Below are 17,762 nucleotides of genomic sequence, written 5' to 3'. Positions count from 1 at the left end.
CAATTCCCCATATCGATCAACTTTAGATTCTTGCGATTCCTTTAAAAAGTGTAACCCCAGTTTCGATCAATTCATCTCTAAAATCATACTCGCTCGTATGGACGTTCGGATAATTTTCACCATTTCCAACGAAGCAATAGGCTCCTTTTGTCAACTTTGTAAAGTGACCGAAGTCTTCAGAACCACGGAATGCATCTTCTAATTCGATGATTTCCAACTCATTATCTTTTGCGCTACGACGGATTTCATCGGAACACTCTTTAGCGTTCGCTGTTTCAGGGAACTCATCTTGGTACTCGAATGCAACTTGCAAACCATATTCTTTTGCTTGTGCTGTTGCAAAGTTTTCTAGGTTTTCTTGGAGTCGGTCCATCTCTTTTTCATGAAGGGCGCGAATGGTTAAGCGAATCGTTCCTTTTGAGGCGGACATTCCAAATGCTTTCTCGCCTAAATCGATTTGGACAACCGTGCATAGAACTAGTCCCTCATTAAGTTCTGGTGAAATGAATTTCGGAATCTCTTGTACGATATCTGCGATTGCTAGAGAGGGGTTCTTACCATTTTCAGGTTGACTTGCGTGAGCGGGAGAACCCGTTAATTGAATAGTCATCCCCTTAGATGCACACAACATCGTGCCATCTTTAACAGCAACTGTTTTGAATGGAAGACCACTCATATTGTGATAGGCGTAAATTTCATCAATCTGGTGTTCGTCGATGAATTCTACACATTGAATCGCCCCGGCTCCAGTTTCCTCAGCAGGTTGGAAGAGGCAGAAAATATTTTGGTCCGCCCCGTTTTGATCAACCTCCAACGCAAAAGCTGCTAGTGTTGCTGAATGCCCATCATGTCCGCACTTATGAGATTTTCCAGGATATTGAGATGCCCAGGGGAGGTCAATGACTTCGTCCATTGGAAGGGCATCGAAATCGGCTCGGAAGGCAATGGACGGTTTATCCACTCCTGCTCGATAGATTGCGTAGAACCAAGTCCCTTTATCTACAATCTCAAAGTGAGTTGTATGCGTTTTCAAAAAGTCCATTAAGTATTGTTTGGTCCATACTTCTTCGTTTGAGAGCTCAGGATGTTGGTGCAAATCATGACGCAGTTGCTTTGCTAATTCAAAATTATGACTATTCATGCTGTTTTTACCTCCTAGCGGTTTTCAACTTCCTAACAGTCAATTTATGAGTCTGAACTGTTAGTCAATTAATTATATTGTATATTGTACATTATATTTAATTTTTTACAATAAAAAAATTCCGCATAGAGATGCAGAATTTCTGAACAGATAGATTTTTAGTTATAGGGGAATAAGCTCGGCTTTTTCAGCATTCCAATGAACTTCCTTCAAGTAAGTTTCTAGTTCAGCCGTTTTGCCTTCTCGGAATAATTCAAGCATTTTGCGATGTTCATGATTTGTTTCTCTTAACTTGTTGGCTGTCCATATCGGGTCTTCCATCCAATCAAACGTCTTTAAAAACTTCTTTTCTAACTGTAGTAACAAGGTGACAAGACTCTTATTCGGACAAACAGATAAATAGACATTATGAAACGATTCCTGCATTTTGTGATACATGGAGAAATTTCCTGTATTGATAGCCAAATCAATGCTTTCAATATAGAACTCCATTTCTTTCAGGTGCTTGTCGGTCAGCAAATGTGTTGCCAAGGAAGCAGCTAGCCCATCTAATGCTCCTATGATCAAATATGTTTCTTTTGCTTCCTCGGTAGTCAAGCTCTTGATGATGAATCCTTTTCGAGGAATATTTTCTAATAATCCTTCTGACGATAGTTGAATCAATGCTTCGCGTACGGGCGTTCGACTTACTTTCAACGCATCACAAATAGCGTTCTCATTCACTTTTTTACTAGCTGTGAGCGTTCCGTTATTGATTTGCTCGACGATATAGTTATAGACATGATCTGTTAAGGACAAATAGTTTTTCATATTAAAAACCTCAATATCTTTTTGACCTCTATTATATAGATTATTTTAAGAAATTCAATTTAGAAATGAAAAGTATTGGGATTACTGGTGTAAGTAGGTATGATGAGAGTATCTAATTTTACAGGAAGAACTAGACGAACAGGAGGAATTGCATGAAAATAGGAATCATAGGGACAGGCAATATCGCGACTTATCTATTGGGGAAAATCAATGACGAAAAATGGTTGAACGGTGAGGTCATAGCGCTATTCGGTCGCAATCGAGAAGTAGGAGAGGACCTTGCGTTGCGCTATGGAATCGATTTTCATACAGAGTTTCAAGACTTTCTAGATACACCTATTACTATGGTAGTGGAAGCCGCGACGATAGAAGCTGCGAACACCTATATGAAAACCGTTGTGGCGAGCAAGAAAAATATGATTGTGAGTAGTATTGGCGTGTTTAACGACATCCAGTTGCTCGATGAACTGAAAGAACTCGCGGAATCGAAAGGGGTGCATGTGGCACTTCCTTCGGGTGCGATAGGTGGGTTGGATTTGCTGAAATCTGCGAATGCAATTAACGGATTAAAACATGTGCAAATCACTACTAGGAAATCTCCTGCTTCACTTGGTCTACAAGAGGATCATAAAGAAGAGTTGCTTTTCGAAGGCTCTGCAAAGGAAGCGAGTCTAAAGTTTCCTAGGAACATGAACGTGGCTTTGGTGCTAGCCCTCGCAGGAATTGGTATTGAGAAAACGAGAGTACAAGTCGTAGTAGATCCTGCAGTCAAGCGGAATACCCATATAATAGAGGCAGATGGTGATTTTGGGAATATGAAGTTGCAAATCGAAAACAATCCTATGCCAAATAATCCAAAGACAAGCCACCTTGCTGCTCTGAGCATTTTGGACGTATTGAAAAACAAGGATCAGTCAATAAGAATTGGAAACTGAGTAGTCTTAATGAATATTAAAAAAGTAACTGTCCATTTTCTTGAGGACAGTTACTTTTCTATGGCTTAATGTGTTCTTTCAGAGACCTGTGAAGTCGTTTTGCTGTGCGGTTTTTTCTTCTGGACAGCCATCGATAGTGAAATTGCTGCACAAACAAATGCAATAATGACGATGAAACCACCGACAGCAGGCATGCTGGTCACGCTTCCTGTGTGACTGAATGCAATACCCCCAACACCTGAACCGAGAGCAATCCCGACTTGAAGCGCGGAATTGTTAAAGCTCTGGTGGATATCCGATGACACTGGGTCTGTTTGAATGATGTAATCTTGCTGTGCTGGTGCGAGAGCCCAGCTGAGTGCTCCCCAAATCATCATAACGATGATGAAAACTGGCATAGAAAACGTGGAGTAGGGAAGCACGAACAAACTAAGTGAAAATGTTCCTAATATGATTAAAATACTCTTTTGAGAGCCAATGCGTGAAGCAAGTCCTCCACCGAAAGCGCCACCTGCAACGGCTGCGAGTCCGAATAAGAAGTAAAACACACTAATTGATGAAGAGCTAAGGTTCATCGTCGTTTCAAGAAACGGTGTGAAATAGGCGTATACTGAATAATGTCCTGCGAGCATAAACATCGTTGCTAAATGGGCGAAGACGATTTTTTTGTTCGCTAATGCTTTTAGTTGTTCACGTAGTGGCTGTACGTCACCAGTAGGGATTTCATCGAAAAACTTACTGATCAATAGAATGCTTCCGATTGTTAGGATTGCGATTCCAAGGAAAACTGTGCGCCAGCCGAATGCATTCGTAATGACGATTCCAATAGGTACACCGAGTACAAGTGAAGAACTAATTCCCATATAGATATAGCCTAATGCTTTCGCACGCACATTTGGTTTTGAAATGCGGGCGGTAATGGTTAAGGAGAGGACGATGACTAACGCTGCACTTGCTGCGGTCAGAATCCTAGCGGCCATCATCATAGCAAAGGTTGTGCTGAAATATGTGAATACGTTTCCTAAGAAAAATACCGATAATGCTAGTAAATATAACTTCTTTCGTTCTATTTTAGCTGTTAGTGACAGCATCACAGGTCCAGCGATTGCAAAGACCAATGCAAATATTGTAATGAGTTGCCCAGCCGTTGCGATCGAAACTTGCAAGTCTTCAGCGACTACTGGCAAAATACCGCCTACAACCAATTCGACTAAGCCTACTGTAATTGCCGAAATGGCTAATAAAAATACACGAATGTCCAACTAATCTCCTCCTGCTATTATTCTTTATCGAATTTGAATATAAAAAAAAGTCCCGACTACAAAAATTCTTTTGTAGTCAGGACTTAACGGATCCTGGTAGAGACCCTCGAACCATATTATCGAGGTTATACAGATTGATTTTTAGTATGAAATTTTTCCTTCTCATAAATTTATCATGAAAATTGGACGGTGGCAAGGGTAAGACGTCTGACAACCTAAAAAGTTAGCGATTAGCATGTGAGCAAAGTAATTTCAATCTAAAGTGCAAATACATAAATATAAAATGAACTTTTTACCTGTCTGGAAACTCTTATAAGGGAGAGGTGAGCGAATGAGGATTGTCAAGTTGGTCAAGAAAGCGAAAAAAGGAAATAAAGAAGCACTGCTGCAACTAATTAGCGAGCAGCAAGATGCTTACTATCGATTGGCATTAACGTATATGGGCAATTCTCATGACGCGATGGATGCTATGGAAGATATGATTGTGGGCCTGTATCATTCGATTCCTCAACTGAAAAAAGAAGACGCATTTTATAGTTGGAGCAAAACGATTCTTGTGAATCGATGTAAAAAGCTATTGCAGCAGAAAAACAAGGTCGTTCCTATGGAGAACGCGGATGAAAGTTTAGAAAAACCTATCATAACTGCTGATGCGACTAACTCTTTTACACAGACCGAACACCGGATGGACTTGAATGACATGTTGAGTACGCTAAATGCGAACCAGCAAGAAGCGATTGAGTTAAAGTATTTACATGATTTGGACCTTCAAACAATTGCCGACATGACGAACGTGTCAATCGGAACCGTGAAATCCCGTATTTTTCAAGGACTAAAGAAAATGCGTGAGCAATTCGGAGGTGAATGGAATGAATGAGTTGGAAAAGTATTTAGAAAAAGAAAATGAGCGTTTAAAGAATAATAAAGCTCCTGAAGAATTAAACGAACGCTTACGGCTAGCATTAGAACAAACGCCTCCGCGACGTAAAAACAAAGCTCCCAAATGGATAGCTGTCGCCGCAGCCATAATGTTCCTTTCCTTTGTAAGCTATAACTACAATGCATTTGCTTACTATGGTAAGAAATTGCTTGGCTATGATGAATTAATGACGGAAACGCTAGCTCAATTGAATGAAGAAGGCAGTGGGCAGTCGATTGAGAAAAAGGTAATTCTCTCTGATGGAACTGAACTGTACTTGGATGGGTTACTGACAGATGAAAACCAATCTATTCTCTATTACACAGTGAAAAATCCAAAAGGGGTCGTGGAAGAATCTTATTTTGACATGATTCACGGTTCATGGACAAAAGCGTTTGCGACTTATGGTACATCTTCTGAGAATGAGGATGGAACAGAAATTAAGGGTATTCAAGCATTCGAAGCAGTGAGTCCGTTTGCTAAAGAACTAACGTTAGAGTATAGATACAACGAAGGAACTGAGCAGGAAGAAATTACTTTCCCTTATAATCCTAAGCTAGCAATGCAAACTGAACTGAAGCAGTCAATTCGTAAAAAAGTCCATGTTGACCAAGGGACGATCCGGTTTGACTCAATCACAGCGACACCTAGCCGCACCAAGATAAAAGCAAAAGTGAATGTGGATAATTTTGACCGTATTCAGTTAGGGGGAGGAGGAGTTCAATTGCTTGCGAATGGAAAACCGGTTGAATTGACCGGATCTAGCTCCAAATCAGCAATTTTTGGGTCAGATATTGAAATTTACTATGACCAGTTACCAACGGAAATCGACACATTAGAGTTAGTTGTAGACAAATTTGTAGGTTATCAATCACTAAACGAAGCGATTGAATTGTCCGGAGACGATGAACAATCTGAAGAGATCCATGGTAAGGAACTGATCATTCGTAAAATCGAAAAAACAAAGGAAGGTATTCAAGTATCGATTGCGACTGAACAAGATGTCCTATTAGAAGGTGTCTCCATCCAGTCAAAAGGGAAATCCACACCTCTTCACACCACACTACGGGCGGATCTGCTAGATGGTAAAAATGGAGAAACGTACAATGAGCGAGTCTTGCTCTTTAATACCGATGAACTGCCGGATACACTTTCGATTGAAGGCATGCACTATGCTAAGAGTTATGGTAAACACATTCAACTTATAGGCAATAAGAAAACCGTTGAGGGAAATTAAATTCCCTCAACGGTTTTTTCTGGATTGCACGGCATAATCAGCTTGGCAGATAACGAAGGGCCAACACAAGAATCCCGTAACTGAATCCCCAAGATTTGAAAGAGCCTTAACTGTTAACGGTTAAGATTTAAACGGTAAGAACTTTAACGTGTAAGTTTTAAAGCTTTGAGCGCTGAGCGTTAAGCTTTTAGTTCTCTTTCACTACTATACGTTTAAAGTAATTAAAGTAGATTGGCCGGTTTTACTTATTGTCCCAAAGAAAACGCGGAAAAGAAGGGTCTTGTGGATGTCGTTTTCAATTACCCATGCAATCCAAGAAGCTTAAATTGAAATTTGTGTCACGGCATTCGATTCAGAAAGGACTGCATCTACTTCCGTTTTAAAATTTGAGATGCTTTCTTCCAATTCGTCAATGCGTTTGTTGAGATTCAAGGGGTCAAAAAGAACAAACTCGTTACGCTCCATGAAGGATTTCGTATGCAGTTCAACTTCTTCCTTTTTTGCGTTTTCTTTCTTGCCTAGGATCTCGGTCAAGTAAGATTCCAAACGCTGCGTCAACGTGTCATTTTCCATAGTTAGACGGTTAATTGCTTTCCTGCGTGCAGATACCATCGCAGCAAGTAAACTTTCTTCATGCTGTATAGATGTTTTGCGCTCAATTGCTTTCGCGACAGTCATCGTTTCCTCAGCTACCGTTACTTGTGTCACGGCATTGGATTGGACTACAGCTACTTTAATCTGATTGCGTCGTTCAATAAGAGACATGGATTTGTCAAAACCTGCTTGAATTGTTTTCTCATAATCTTCAATGGAAAGACCATTGATTTTATGTGCAGATTTTCGATCCGTTGCGATGAAGTCTGCCTCCTGGATCGATTTAGCTATTCGATCGTTCAATGTTTTGAGTTCAGCTAATGCCCGGTGAATGGACATCGTTTGACTTGTATACATGTCTTCTCCTCCAATCGCTCTATTTAATAGTCTATCATTTCCAATTTGACGTTGCCAAGTTAGAGCTGAAGAAATGATGAGAATGAGCATGGAAAAGAGTACTGTCTACCATAAGAGTGTAGAATCGGATTAAGATACCTGTGAAAGGGATTCAATAAGAGAAGGAGGCTCAGTCAATGGGAACCTGGTTTCCAAAAGTATATGATGCAGCTATGAAACCGCTGGAAGAGATCTCTTTTAAAAAAATTAGAATCGACCTCGTTAAGAAAGCAGAAGGACGGGTATTAGAAATAGGGTCAGGAACAGGGATCAACTTCCCATACTACAAAAATGCTCTTCGAGTGGATGCGATTGAACCCAACCCCTCAATGAGTAAGCGGGCGGAAGAACGGCTGCGAAGCGCACAAGTCCCAATTCAGGTACATGAATCCTGTGCAGAGTCATTGCCATTTGCAGATGATACGTTCGACACTGTCGTTGCCACGCTTGTGTTTTGTACAATTCCAGAGCCGATGAAAGCACTCGCGGAAATTAGACGTGTGAGTAAACCGGGAGCACGGCTTTTATTTTTCGAACATGTCCGGATGGAGCCAGTCTTGCTCAGTAAAACACAAGATCTCTTGAATCCGTTATGGGAAAAGATTTGCGATGGGTGCCAGCTAAATCGAGATACTCTGGATTTAATCAAAAAGTCGGGGATTGAAGTCGCTAAGGTTGAAGAATATTATGCGAAGTTATTTTTGTATATTGAAGGAAAAAACGGGACGATAGAAAGGAAGAGTCATGATGAATAAATGGCAAGAGCGTTTTAATCAGACAGATTATGTATTTGGGAAAGAAGCCAATGCATTCGTCCAAGAAGCAACGGAGCGATTTACAATCGGGCCTGATGTTCTCGCGGTTGCTGAAGGTGAAGGAAGGAATGCAGTCTATCTAGCGGAGCAGGGCTGTGACGTAACGATTTGGGATTTTGCCCAATCCGGATTAGACAAAGCTCAGGCACTTGCAAAAGAAAAGGATGTTCAGCTGAAAACAAAGATTCAAGATTTGCAGGAAGCGGACTGGCCAACTGATGAGTACGATGCAATCATTTGTGTATTTGGTCATTTTAATCCGGAGTTACGGTTGCAGACACTGAAAGGGATACGTGAAGCCGTTAAACCAGGTGGTCTGTTTGTAACTGAAGTCTATGCCAAAGAGCAAATCGGTTATGGCACGGGAGGCCCCAAAGACACAACGTATTTGTATGACTCAGCGGACTTTGATGTGTTCGCGGATTGGGAGCATCTACACTTTGAAAAGAAAGAAGTAGTGCGCGAAGAAGGCGCGGGTCATAGCGGGTTGTCTCAAGTCATTCAATTTGTAGGACGGAAAAAGTAAGGAATACAGAAGCCGGGCACCGTGCTATCTACTGCGCGGCGCCCGGCTTCTCATCATTAAATTGCTTCTCGAACACGGTCAAAAAGAACATTATTCTCTAAATGTACATGCTGGAAGGTATCTTTTTCGAACTGTTCAAGACGTGCGTATACAAGTCGATACGTGCCGCAAGCTTCCTCGGGAGGTGTGAAATTGTTAGTGATTTCCCTAAGTTCGTGAAGAAGTCGTCCTGCATTATCGTGCTCTTGTTCCAGTTCTGCGACATGTGGTTTTAGCTGCTCTTTCAGTTCAGGTGTTGGGTTTGCTAAGAACTCAATGATGAGAGGGAAGACGTTTTGGTCTTCATCGTCTGTATGATCGATTAGTTCAGCCCGCAGCAATTTAAAAATTTCTTGAACAAGCAACAAATGCGGATGGTTTTCTCCATGCACTCGCGCGACTTTTGTGACATATGGAGCAAGCAATGGAAGTTCTTCGCGCAAACCTGTATGATATTTTTCTTGAATATGAGCAATGAGTGTTTTCTCTCCAAAGGAGGAAGGCTCCAGCTGTTCTCGTAATTCTCGTTTCTCTTCGATTTCTTGAACACGTGTTAAGACGTCAGCAGGATTTAGTTCTCGTTGAACAGCTGCTTCTTGCAATGAAATTTTACCTCCACAGCAATAATCGATGCGTAAGTTACGGAACAAATCTGCACTTTGGGGAATAGCCGTGACAATATCAGAGACGTGTTGGTCAAGCGTTATTTGTGACAATGGAATTCCTCCTATTGGATTAATTGATAATCGTTCTCATATCTAATCTTACTAAAACTTTAACCGGTTTCATATTGGGGAAATGCCTACATCTTTAATATCTTCTTAATTAACGGAATACTCTATTTGACAGAAAAATTTAACTATGATAGGTTTGTTCAATCGACAACCGAATAGTAAAGCAAGAGAAATAGGTGATTTAGTAGAAAGTTAGACTAGATCTTAAAAGTGAAGCCGGTGAATACAATCCGGCGCGGTCCCGCCACTGTGACAGCTTTTCGCTGAAGCCAGATAACTGCCTAGTTTCTATGACGCTATCCCCTACGGTCGATAGGGAGTGTTAGAATGCGCACGCGCAACCTATTATGTTGCGTCCACATTTCTGACCCTCGTTAGAAGTGTTTTTTTGTACAAAAAAACACGGCTTATCATATGAGAAGAGGAGAGGAAATCATTTGTCAATTATCAGCAGTTCGATCGGGTATCCGTATATCGGAGAAAATCGCGAATGGAAACGAGCACTTGAAGCGTTTTGGGGAGGAAAGATTGAAGAGCCAGAATTCCTTGAAACAGTAGAGAAGATTCGGTTGGAACGTTTACAAAAGCAAAAAGATGCAGGAATTGCTCTCATCCCAGTTGGGGAGTTTACATTGTATGACAGAATGCTCGATACAGCAGTCATGTTCGGGATGATTCCTGAGCGTTACGAATGGGATGGCGAGGACGTTCGGCTATCCACGTATTTCTCAATGGCACGAGGAAATGACGATGCAGTTGCGTCAGAAATGACGAAATGGTTTAACGCCAACTATCATTACATCGTTCCGGAATATGGCACCCGAAAACTGAAATTGACAGAGAATAAGCCAATGACGGCGTACTTGGAAGCGAAAGAAAAGTTAGGGATAGACGGAAAACCTGTCTTGATTGGACCGTATACGTTCATGAAGCTTTCAAAGGGATACGCGGAAAAGGACGTCCCAGCGTTCTTACTTCAGTTGATATCACTATACACGCAAGTTCTCCGTGAGTTATCTGAAGCGGGAGCGAAGTGGGTGCAGCTGGAAGAACCGATTTTATCTACATCAATTACAAAAGATGAAATGCAAGCAGTGACGGAAATCTATAAACAACTAAACATTGAAGTACCAGAATTGAATGTTCTTGTACAAACTTACTTTGACGCTGTCGAACATTATGAAGACGTTGTTGCGTTGCCAGTGGCAGGAATTGGCTTAGATTTTGTAGCAGGAAAAGAGAAGAACCTAGCGCAATTGAAAGCGCATAGTTTCCCTGAAGATAAGGTCCTCGCTGCAGGCGTAATCGATGGTCGCAATATTTGGCGTGCTGACTTGCAAGCGAAAACTGAACTTGTGGATGAACTTCTTGAGTCTGTTTCGGAAGACCGCGTATGGATTCAGCCTTCTAGCAGTCTGCTCCATGTACCGGTTACGTTGAAATCGGAAGTGAAATTAGACTCGGCGATCAAAGATGCGCTAGCGTTCGCGGATGAAAAACTCGAGGAAGTAACGACGCTTGTAAAAGGAGTACGTGAAGGAAAGCAATCTATTTCAGGGCCAATTGCTGAAAGTGCAACTGCCCGTGAAAAGCTTGCAGCATTGCCAGCACGTAATCATCCTGAACTGCGTCTAGCAGTGGATAACATTAGCGTGCAAGACAGTAAGCGCAAATCAGCAGCACCCGAACGACGCGAGAAACAACAACAAGCGTTAGGATTACCGCTGTTACCCACAACAACAATTGGTAGTTTTCCACAAACTCCGGAAGTTCGCAGTACGCGCAACAAATGGCGTAAGGGCGAATCGACGGACGAACAATACGAAAAGTTCGTGCACAGTGAAATCGCGAAGTGGATTGAAATTCAAGAAGAAATCGGTTTGGACGTATTTGTCCACGGGGAATTCGAGCGGACGGATATGGTGGAATACTTCGGAGAGAAACTAGGCGGTTTTGTATTCACTGAAAAAGCATGGGTTGTTTCTTATGGATCACGTTGTGTTAAACCACCAATTATCTATGGTGATGTAACATTCCTGAATCCGATAACAGTGGAAGCGTCTGTCTATGCTGCATCACTGACAGATAAGCCGATGAAAGGGATGCTGACAGGTCCAGTGACGATCCTGAATTGGTCATTTGTCCGGGATGACATTTCTCGTAAAGACGTCACATATCAGATTGCTCTCGCATTACGTGAAGAAATCGAAGCATTAGAAACAGCTGGAATTCCAATCATTCAAGTAGACGAACCCGCACTACGTGAAGGGCTGCCACTGAAGAAATCTGCATGGAATGACTACTTAGATTGGGCAATCACTGCGTTTAGAGTCGCAACCGGTTCAGTAGAGGATACGACTCAAATCCATACACATATGTGTTATTGCGAGTTTAACGACTTCATCGATTCCATCAGCGGATTGGATGCAGACGTGATCTCTATTGAAACGTCACGGTCTCACGGAGATCTAGTGTCCGCTTTCAATGACTTCTCCTATGACAAAGGGATTGGTCTTGGCGTCTATGATATCCACAGTCCGCGAGTACCAGAAGTGCAGGAAATGGTCGATGTCATCGAACAAGGACTTAGCGTTCTGGAACCTACTCAATTCTGGATCAATCCCGATTGTGGATTGAAAACAAGAAAGCAAGAAGAAACGGTTGCAGCACTAAAAAATATGGTGGCAGCCACGAACAAAATGCGAGAGAGCTTAGAAGTCCTGCAAAAATAATATAAATCTCTTTAAGAAAAGCGTGAATGGGACCCATTCGCGCTTTTCTTTTGGCTATAAGTAATTGTTCTCGTGGATCAGGAATGTGCGTAATGTATCAGTCGATTGAAATCATGACCATTCAAGTGGTATCAAGCTAATAATAATACCCTGCGAGAGCGTGTCCCATAAATATTTTATAAACACGAAATATGTAAAAAATGCTCAAATTTAGATAGCTATAAATCTAGTTTGTCCGTATACTTAAATTAGTAGAATGTGCTCTGCAATATAATACTAGAAGAGTCAGTGAAAACTAGTGAAAGGAGAAGAACGATATGAAAAAGAAGGAGTTATTTATTATTCCTTTGGTCACTCTAGTGACACTGATGTCTTTAGGGGCGCGTGCAGATGAGTCAAGCGAAATTATCATCTATGGAAACCATGAAAACATGAGTGAAACGTCCAGAGACTATTTAATAAATTGTCTGGACGATAGAGGCATCGAGTTTAAACTGGATGCACAAAAGAATATTCTAATTCAGGAACGGGATAACAATATGGCAGTTGCTTCTTGTTCTTAATAATATAGTCTGTAGCATCCTGTGGGGGTGCTGCAGTTTTTTTATTTTGCAGAAAATGAATCGGATATGAAGTGGCGTACGTCTATAGACAAAAGGCAGGTGGTGGCAGAAGTGGATATCGAAAAAGTGATGGACGACTACGGCGATTATTTACTTCGAGTCGCTTATGTCTATGTCAAAAATCAAAGTACCGCAGAAGATATAGTACAAGATGTACTCATTCGGTACTACCAACGGTCAGACCAATTTAGGGAAGAGAGTTCTTTGAAAACCTACTTGATTAAGATGACTGTGAACAGAAGTCATGATTATTTAAGAAGTTGGACACATAAACGTATTCTATTGAAAGAAAAGATTATTGGGACGAAAGCGAAGGGCACACCAGAAGGATACATGATTGAACAGGAGACTACAGAGTCTGTGTTAACCGCACTGTTATCCATGAAACTGATCTATCGTGAGGTGTTGGTTTTGTACTATTACAAAGAATCCTCAACAGTAGACATTGCAAATATTTTAAGTTGCCCTGAAGCCACAGTACGGACTCGACTTCAACGTGCCCGCGTCCAATTGAAAGAACGTTTAGAAGAACAGGAGGGATTTTCTCATGGATTCGATTAAAGATCAGTTGAATGCGGAGTTGCAAAAAATCACCTTCGATGACAAACGAAAACAAGAGCTAATTCATACTGTCAAAAAAAGTCGGGAGCCTAAAACACTTGGTCCAATATGGACATATCGGATGGTGTTCTCCGCATTTGTGTTGTTATCATTGACTTTGGTATTTATCTCCAGAAGTATGGTGAATCCTACAAGAGTCACGCAATCAGAGGGCGGAGGGACACTAACTATTCTGGATTTGCTTTCATACGATTCGGTGAAAACCGTATTGCTGGGGGTTCTATTTTTAATAATCTATGGCTTGTTTAAACGGAGCATTCGAAAACAGGGAAGAGCGTTGCCAACTTGCGCAAATTGCGGAACCAAATGGACTCATAAGTTAGCGCTGAAAAAAGCATTTAGAAATGAAAAAACTAAGTGCCCGAACTGTGGCATGGAAAATTATCAAACACGGAAGTCTATGAAGAAAACGAGCTCATTCCAACTTCTTATACCACTGATGATTATTACGGCCAACGTATTTGAACATGGTATTTATGGAACGTTTATCTACCTAGTATGTTTAGCGATATTTATCATTCGCTTGGTACCATACTACGTAGAGTTGCAGTTGGATGATCCTATGAATGAACCGCTGTGGTGAACAACTAACAAATCCGTATTCATCCCCATTGGATGGATACGTTTTTTTATTCGCAAAAAAGGGGACAAACCTTAAAAAAACAATATTTAAGACTCGAGGGATTTCGAGTTTGTACTTTTTAGGAAAAAGCAGGATGAGGTATGAAAAAGAGCGGCGGTCACTGTTTACTCATACCAGTGAAAAGGGAATAGAGGATGAACAAGAAAGGGATAGGAGGAAAGCAGATGAAGCAGTTCTTGCAACTGATTGGAATTGGAATAACAAGTGGCGCAGTTTTAGCTGCACTGATGCAGTTGGTCTATACACTAACAGGAAATGAAGCGTATTTCCTGCTGTATAATGTGGATTACTTTCCAATCATCCATATTTGGCAGGACAGTTCCTGGTTTGGTATTGTCTTTCATTTCGTTTTTTGTATTGTTAGTGTCATCGGATTATTTTACATATTGATGTTGTTCAGATGGCAATATAAAATGTGGCCATATGTTGCGGTCTATACGGTAGGGAGCGGTATTTTATATTTCTTGACGCTGCTTACCGATCAGCCACCCGCCGCGGATGATGGCCTGGCATGGTTCTACTGGACATTGAGTCATTTGGTGTTCAGCCTGATTGTGGCAGGAATGATCGTCAGATTTGTTAGTCGAAACGACTCAAAGATAAGAGTTAGCTAAAGTGTTGTTCTAAAAAGAGGGATAGTCCAATGAACGCAGAATAACAATAATATACAGGCTGGCTAGAGGAGGATCATCTTATGAAATTAGCAGAAGCTTTAATAGCGAGGGCAGATTACCAAAAACGCATAGAACAATTGAAAAAACGAATTCATATGAACTTGAAAATCCAAGAAGGTGATGAGCCTTCGGAAGATCCAAATGAGATGCTTTCGGAACTTGCTAATATCCGTCAAGAGCTTACATCATTAATCAAAAAAATTAACCGAACGAACTGTGAGATGAAGTTTGACGAGGGACGAACACTCGCGGATGCGTTAACGGAGCGTGATCAGTTGTTCGATCAGCGATCGCTACTGACGAAAGTAGTGGATGAAGCATCCCAACAAGTTGGTCGATATAGCCAATCAGAAATCCGAATCGTCAGCACAGTAGATGTGAAGTCGATTCAAAAACAAGTGGATCAATTATCAAAAGCATATCGGGAAATGGATACAAAGATTCAAGGGATGAACTGGAATATTGATTTACTAGAATAACGCATAACAGTCGGTAGCAAGATGGTGTAAAGGTGAGTGCAAACCCGCCAACAGGGATAGTTGGATTAACGATAAGCAGTGGGGTCTGCTTTGCGGGTGATAACCGTCTACAAATAATGCCCAGTACTGTGACACCTGTACAAATAGATTGTCAATGTAACTACCATGCACTAATTTACAGCGCTTGCGAGGGTGGGCTCGGGGACTGAATACATAATGTAAGCATCTGTTGAACGAATAACAGATGCTTATCTTTCGTTATATGGAGGCTAACATAAAGATGATGAAAAACAAGCTGATCCATCCGACGAAACTCAGTGCGAAAGCGATGCCCATAAGGATTCCAATCGTTCCGAATCCTTTCCATGCAGAAAAGTTGTGGACAATCCCAATTGCTTTTGACATGATCACTGTCCCATATACAGATAGTCCCATTAATCCTAAAAATAGAATCGGTGACAATGCGAAAAGGATTACAAACACGGTAGCAGCTGCATCTGAATCTACGTATCTGAGTATGATTAAAGCAAACATCATGGCCCAGGAGAAAGGTAGAATGTAAATCGCTGTTAGTGAACCTAAGGGAACAACCGCTAGCATTTTTTTATAAGACCCTGTGCCTCCTAGCCACTTGCCAATCCACGTATAGAGAGCACTATTTAAAAACCAACCAGCAGTAGTGAGGATAAACAAACCGAAAAACGCGATAGGCAGGATTACTAAAAGAGGAATCTCTTTAATGAAAAGCATTTGCGTGATGGTGAGCGGTGCAATCGCAAGTGCAGCCATAACTAGGATGAGATAGCTATACGATAATGTCTTATGATCGAGTACGTACTGGATTGTTTCTGTAGGACGAGCCCAAATGGATAAAAACGGTTTCAATGGAAAACTCCTCTCTGTAAAACTCTACTCTCTACTGTACTACAGAGGGGTGTAGAAAGATTCACATTTTATTAATTTCAACTAAAATGCAAGGCTGAAAAACTTAATGAAGATATGGTACAGTAGCTATAAACAATTAGAAAAAGAAATGAGGATCGCTATGAGAATTGAAGCGGGTACAATTGAAGAGTACGTTCAGCAGCTTCCTGAAGACAGACAGCAAGCCATTGAAAAGCTCCGTCACATCATTAAAGAAAATTTGCCAGCAGGATTTGAAGAAACTCTTTCTTATGGCATGATCGGTTATGTAATCCCACATAGTATTTATCCGGATGGCTATCACTGTAATCCGACAGAACCCCTTCCATTTCTAAGCATCGGCTCTCAGAAAAATTTCATCGGCGTTTATCATATGGGGATTTATGCCTTCCCTCCAGTCCATGATTGGTTTGTCGCAGAATATCCGAAGTATGTGAAAACGAAATTAGATATGGGGAAAAGCTGTATTCGATTTAAAAAGATGGAAACTATCCCTTATGAATTGATAGCAGAGTTATGTAGAAAAATTACAGTTGATGATTACATTGCGCACTATGAAACGGCATGGAAGAAATAATGGGAAAGGCACTGAACTGTCCGTGGGGTTCAGTGTTTTTTTTATGTGCGTTAAGAGGGTTTTGAAAAATTAATTTTCACCATGAACTATTTCCATGCAGCAGAGTCTAATGAATAACAAAGAGCAGGAACGAGGTGGTAGTGACGTGGATGATTTGGAAATTAGTCGAAAAGCGATTGCTGGTGATGAAGCCACATTTTTAGCATTGTTGCAAAAGCATAAAGAGGATTTGCTGAGAACAGCACTCGCGTTTTTGAAAAGTGATCACGATGCACTCGAAACACTACCTATACCAATCCGATTCGTCTCGAACTGAATGCGTATCCCACATACATCGGAGGAAATGTGAGAGTCGAAGTGAAGTGAACGCAAAAGCCGCATTTCTCTTTGAAGAGATATGCGGCTTTTAAATTTACTTCTTTTTATTCGATTGCTGATTCTTGTCGTGATTGGTCTTATTATTCTTGTTCTTCACTTTCGCATCAAATTCAGGAGCAAATTCCGTATCTGCGTTATCTAGTGGATTGTTGCTGTTACTGCTACTCGCATCTAGGTCTTTGTTTTGATACGTATCAAACGGGTTGTGCGTCCGTTCGTTCATCGTTTTTGGGTTGTTTTTGTTTCCCATGCAGGCTCACCTCCTATAGGTAAGATGCCTGGGAAAAAGGGAATTCATACATCGTTGAGAAATAAAGGAGTGGTGTGGCGGGCTTATCCAAGCTGTAATAGGGGAGTCAGCTATGCCCGCTTCTTTAAGTTAAATAATTCACGGTCATGTTCCAGCACTTTGGCTTCAAAATAATGCATGTCCTCTTTTTTGACGACTTCATCAAATTTAGCTAGTGTCTCTTGACGGAATACCGTTAACTGTCCAGTCTGTTCGTATATTGCATCTTGCCGACTTTCAATACGATTTAATTGCCCTTGCATACCACCGATTTGTCCCTGCATACCATCGAATTGCCCTTGCATACCATCGAATTGTCCTTGCATACCACCGATTTGTCCCTGCATACCATCGAATTGCCCTTGCATACCATCGATTTGTCCTTGCATACCAACGATTTGTCCCTGCATACCA

At 41.2% G+C, this 17,762-nt stretch carries 20 protein-coding genes, 1 pseudogene and 2 riboswitches; of the genes and pseudogenes, 13 read left to right on the top strand and 8 right to left on the bottom strand.

What is annotated here, in order from left to right:
• Positions 1-22 precede the first annotated feature (22 nt).
• Positions 23-1,141 (bottom strand): M20 family metallopeptidase, encoded by a 1,119-nt coding sequence (locus tag RL70_RS12435; protein WP_039043724.1) that lies wholly within the window; start codon positions 1,139-1,141, stop codon positions 23-25.
• Between the two features lie 162 nt (positions 1,142-1,303).
• The gene (locus RL70_RS12430) at positions 1,304-1,951 is read right to left on the bottom strand and encodes a GntR family transcriptional regulator (protein ID WP_039043723.1); all 648 of its coding nucleotides are present in this window, start codon (positions 1,949-1,951) and stop codon (positions 1,304-1,306) included.
• A 152-nt stretch (positions 1,952-2,103) separates the two neighbouring features.
• Between RL70_RS12430 and nadX the strand changes: the two genes are divergently transcribed.
• The gene (gene nadX, locus RL70_RS12425) at positions 2,104-2,886 is read left to right on the top strand and encodes an aspartate dehydrogenase (protein WP_039043722.1); all 783 of its coding nucleotides are present in this window, start codon (positions 2,104-2,106) and stop codon (positions 2,884-2,886) included.
• Positions 2,887-2,951: 65 nt separating this feature from the next.
• Here the strand turns inward: nadX and RL70_RS12420 are convergent, their stop codons facing one another.
• Positions 2,952-4,148, bottom strand: coding sequence for an MFS transporter (locus RL70_RS12420; RefSeq protein WP_039043721.1), 1,197 nt, complete (start codon positions 4,146-4,148; stop codon positions 2,952-2,954).
• Between the two features lie 53 nt (positions 4,149-4,201).
• A riboswitch (purine riboswitch) is annotated at positions 4,202-4,301 on the bottom strand.
• Between the two features lie 178 nt (positions 4,302-4,479).
• Here RL70_RS12420 and RL70_RS12415 point away from each other — a divergent pair.
• Positions 4,480-5,025 carry a sigma-70 family RNA polymerase sigma factor gene (locus RL70_RS12415; protein ID WP_039043720.1) on the top strand — a complete coding sequence of 182 codons (546 nt, stop codon included), beginning with the start codon at positions 4,480-4,482 and terminating at the stop codon, positions 5,023-5,025.
• Positions 5,018-6,304, top strand: a complete 1,287-nt coding sequence (locus tag RL70_RS12410; protein ID WP_039043719.1) for a DUF4179 domain-containing protein — start codon at positions 5,018-5,020, stop codon at positions 6,302-6,304. The genes RL70_RS12415 and RL70_RS12410 overlap by 8 nt, the downstream gene beginning before the upstream one ends.
• A gap of 321 nt (positions 6,305-6,625) precedes the next feature.
• Here RL70_RS12410 and RL70_RS12405 read toward each other — a convergent pair whose 3' ends face one another.
• Positions 6,626-7,255, bottom strand: a complete 630-nt coding sequence (locus tag RL70_RS12405) for a hypothetical protein (protein ID WP_039043718.1) — start codon at positions 7,253-7,255, stop codon at positions 6,626-6,628.
• Between the two features lie 176 nt (positions 7,256-7,431).
• Here RL70_RS12405 and RL70_RS12400 point away from each other — a divergent pair, with 176 nt between their 5' ends.
• Together RL70_RS12400 and RL70_RS12395 are read left to right on the top strand one after the other, a co-directional pair.
• Positions 7,432-8,049, top strand: coding sequence for a class I SAM-dependent methyltransferase (locus RL70_RS12400; protein WP_039043717.1), 618 nt, complete (start codon positions 7,432-7,434; stop codon positions 8,047-8,049).
• Positions 8,042-8,635 carry a bifunctional 2-polyprenyl-6-hydroxyphenol methylase/3-demethylubiquinol 3-O-methyltransferase UbiG gene (locus RL70_RS12395; RefSeq protein ID WP_039043716.1) on the top strand — a complete coding sequence of 198 codons (594 nt, stop codon included), beginning with the start codon at positions 8,042-8,044 and terminating at the stop codon, positions 8,633-8,635. Before RL70_RS12400 ends, RL70_RS12395 begins: the two co-directional genes overlap by 8 nt.
• Positions 8,636-8,691: 56 nt before the next feature.
• Here the strand turns inward: RL70_RS12395 and ric are convergent, their stop codons facing one another.
• Positions 8,692-9,390, bottom strand: coding sequence for an iron-sulfur cluster repair di-iron protein (gene ric / locus RL70_RS12390; RefSeq protein ID WP_039043715.1), 699 nt, complete (start codon positions 9,388-9,390; stop codon positions 8,692-8,694).
• A gap of 175 nt (positions 9,391-9,565) precedes the next feature.
• Positions 9,566-9,708, top strand: a riboswitch (cobalamin riboswitch).
• 143 nt (positions 9,709-9,851) lie between these two features.
• Here ric and metE point away from each other — a divergent pair.
• From metE to RL70_RS12360, 6 genes are all read left to right on the top strand, one after another.
• Positions 9,852-12,140, top strand: coding sequence for a 5-methyltetrahydropteroyltriglutamate--homocysteine S-methyltransferase (metE, locus tag RL70_RS12385; RefSeq protein WP_039043802.1), 2,289 nt, complete (start codon positions 9,852-9,854; stop codon positions 12,138-12,140).
• 317 nt (positions 12,141-12,457) lie between these two features.
• Positions 12,458-12,703, top strand: coding sequence for a hypothetical protein (locus RL70_RS12380; RefSeq protein ID WP_039043714.1), 246 nt, complete (start codon positions 12,458-12,460; stop codon positions 12,701-12,703).
• A 111-nt stretch (positions 12,704-12,814) separates the two neighbouring features.
• On the top strand, positions 12,815-13,324 hold the full coding sequence (locus tag RL70_RS12375) for a sigma-70 family RNA polymerase sigma factor (protein ID WP_039043713.1): 510 nt from the start codon (positions 12,815-12,817) through the stop codon (positions 13,322-13,324).
• Positions 13,311-13,967 carry a TIGR04104 family putative zinc finger protein gene (locus RL70_RS12370; RefSeq protein ID WP_039043712.1) on the top strand — a complete coding sequence of 219 codons (657 nt, stop codon included), beginning with the start codon at positions 13,311-13,313 and terminating at the stop codon, positions 13,965-13,967. The genes RL70_RS12375 and RL70_RS12370 overlap by 14 nt, the downstream gene beginning before the upstream one ends.
• Positions 13,968-14,191: 224 nt before the next feature.
• The gene (locus tag RL70_RS12365) at positions 14,192-14,641 is read left to right on the top strand and encodes a hypothetical protein (RefSeq protein ID WP_039043711.1); all 450 of its coding nucleotides are present in this window, start codon (positions 14,192-14,194) and stop codon (positions 14,639-14,641) included.
• An 80-nt stretch (positions 14,642-14,721) separates the two neighbouring features.
• Positions 14,722-15,180: a DIP1984 family protein gene (locus tag RL70_RS12360; protein ID WP_039043710.1), complete on the top strand. Its 459-nt coding sequence runs from the start codon at positions 14,722-14,724 to the stop codon at positions 15,178-15,180.
• A gap of 258 nt (positions 15,181-15,438) precedes the next feature.
• On the opposite strand, the gene RL70_RS12355 is transcribed toward RL70_RS12360, so the two are convergent.
• Complete coding sequence (locus RL70_RS12355; RefSeq protein WP_039043709.1) at positions 15,439-16,065, bottom strand: YIP1 family protein; 627 nt, start codon at positions 16,063-16,065, stop codon at positions 15,439-15,441.
• Between the two features lie 160 nt (positions 16,066-16,225).
• On the opposite strand from RL70_RS12355, the gene RL70_RS12350 reads away from it, so the two are divergent.
• Both RL70_RS12350 and RL70_RS17915 read left to right on the top strand, forming a co-directional pair.
• Positions 16,226-16,681: a DUF1801 domain-containing protein gene (locus tag RL70_RS12350; protein WP_039043708.1), complete on the top strand. Its 456-nt coding sequence runs from the start codon at positions 16,226-16,228 to the stop codon at positions 16,679-16,681.
• A 109-nt stretch (positions 16,682-16,790) separates the two neighbouring features.
• The gene (locus tag RL70_RS17915; protein ID WP_156137977.1) at positions 16,791-16,997 is read left to right on the top strand and encodes a hypothetical protein; all 207 of its coding nucleotides are present in this window, start codon (positions 16,791-16,793) and stop codon (positions 16,995-16,997) included.
• 96 nt (positions 16,998-17,093) lie between these two features.
• Here the strand turns inward: RL70_RS17915 and RL70_RS12345 are convergent, their stop codons facing one another.
• Both RL70_RS12345 and RL70_RS18050 read right to left on the bottom strand, forming a co-directional pair.
• Positions 17,094-17,309, bottom strand: coding sequence for a hypothetical protein (locus tag RL70_RS12345; RefSeq protein ID WP_039043707.1), 216 nt, complete (start codon positions 17,307-17,309; stop codon positions 17,094-17,096).
• 110 nt (positions 17,310-17,419) lie between these two features.
• Positions 17,420-17,762, bottom strand: a pseudogene (locus tag RL70_RS18050) (hypothetical protein); the annotation flags it as partial.

The organism is Sporosarcina sp. ZBG7A, from assembly GCF_000813425.1.
Classification (GTDB): Bacteria; Bacillota; Bacilli; order Bacillales_A; family Planococcaceae; genus Sporosarcina.
Note: the sequence above shows the minus strand (reverse complement) of the source record. Positions and strands in the feature narration are given on the sequence as shown.

Bases quoted from the DNA above. Each gene is read 5' to 3' on its own strand.
- RL70_RS12435 (WP_039043724.1), bottom strand. From the start codon at position 1,141: ATGAATAGTCATAATTTTGAATTAGCAAAGCAACTGCGTCATGATTTG.
- RL70_RS12430 (WP_039043723.1), bottom strand. From the start codon at position 1,951: ATGAAAAACTATTTGTCCTTAACAGATCATGTCTATAACTATATCGTC.
- nadX (WP_039043722.1), top strand. From the start codon at position 2,104: ATGAAAATAGGAATCATAGGGACAGGCAATATCGCGACTTATCTATTG.
- RL70_RS12415 (WP_039043720.1), top strand. From the start codon at position 4,480: ATGAGGATTGTCAAGTTGGTCAAGAAAGCGAAAAAAGGAAATAAAGAA.
- RL70_RS12410 (WP_039043719.1), top strand. From the start codon at position 5,018: ATGAATGAGTTGGAAAAGTATTTAGAAAAAGAAAATGAGCGTTTAAAG.
- RL70_RS12405 (WP_039043718.1), bottom strand. From the start codon at position 7,255: ATGTATACAAGTCAAACGATGTCCATTCACCGGGCATTAGCTGAACTC.
- RL70_RS12400 (WP_039043717.1), top strand. From the start codon at position 7,432: ATGGGAACCTGGTTTCCAAAAGTATATGATGCAGCTATGAAACCGCTG.
- RL70_RS12395 (WP_039043716.1), top strand. From the start codon at position 8,042: ATGAATAAATGGCAAGAGCGTTTTAATCAGACAGATTATGTATTTGGG.
- RL70_RS12380 (WP_039043714.1), top strand. From the start codon at position 12,458: ATGAAAAAGAAGGAGTTATTTATTATTCCTTTGGTCACTCTAGTGACA.
- RL70_RS12370 (WP_039043712.1), top strand. From the start codon at position 13,311: ATGGATTCGATTAAAGATCAGTTGAATGCGGAGTTGCAAAAAATCACC.
- RL70_RS12365 (WP_039043711.1), top strand. From the start codon at position 14,192: ATGAAGCAGTTCTTGCAACTGATTGGAATTGGAATAACAAGTGGCGCA.
- RL70_RS12360 (WP_039043710.1), top strand. From the start codon at position 14,722: ATGAAATTAGCAGAAGCTTTAATAGCGAGGGCAGATTACCAAAAACGC.
- RL70_RS12350 (WP_039043708.1), top strand. From the start codon at position 16,226: ATGAGAATTGAAGCGGGTACAATTGAAGAGTACGTTCAGCAGCTTCCT.
- RL70_RS17915 (WP_156137977.1), top strand. From the start codon at position 16,791: ATGAATAACAAAGAGCAGGAACGAGGTGGTAGTGACGTGGATGATTTG.
- RL70_RS12345 (WP_039043707.1), bottom strand. From the start codon at position 17,309: ATGGGAAACAAAAACAACCCAAAAACGATGAACGAACGGACGCACAAC.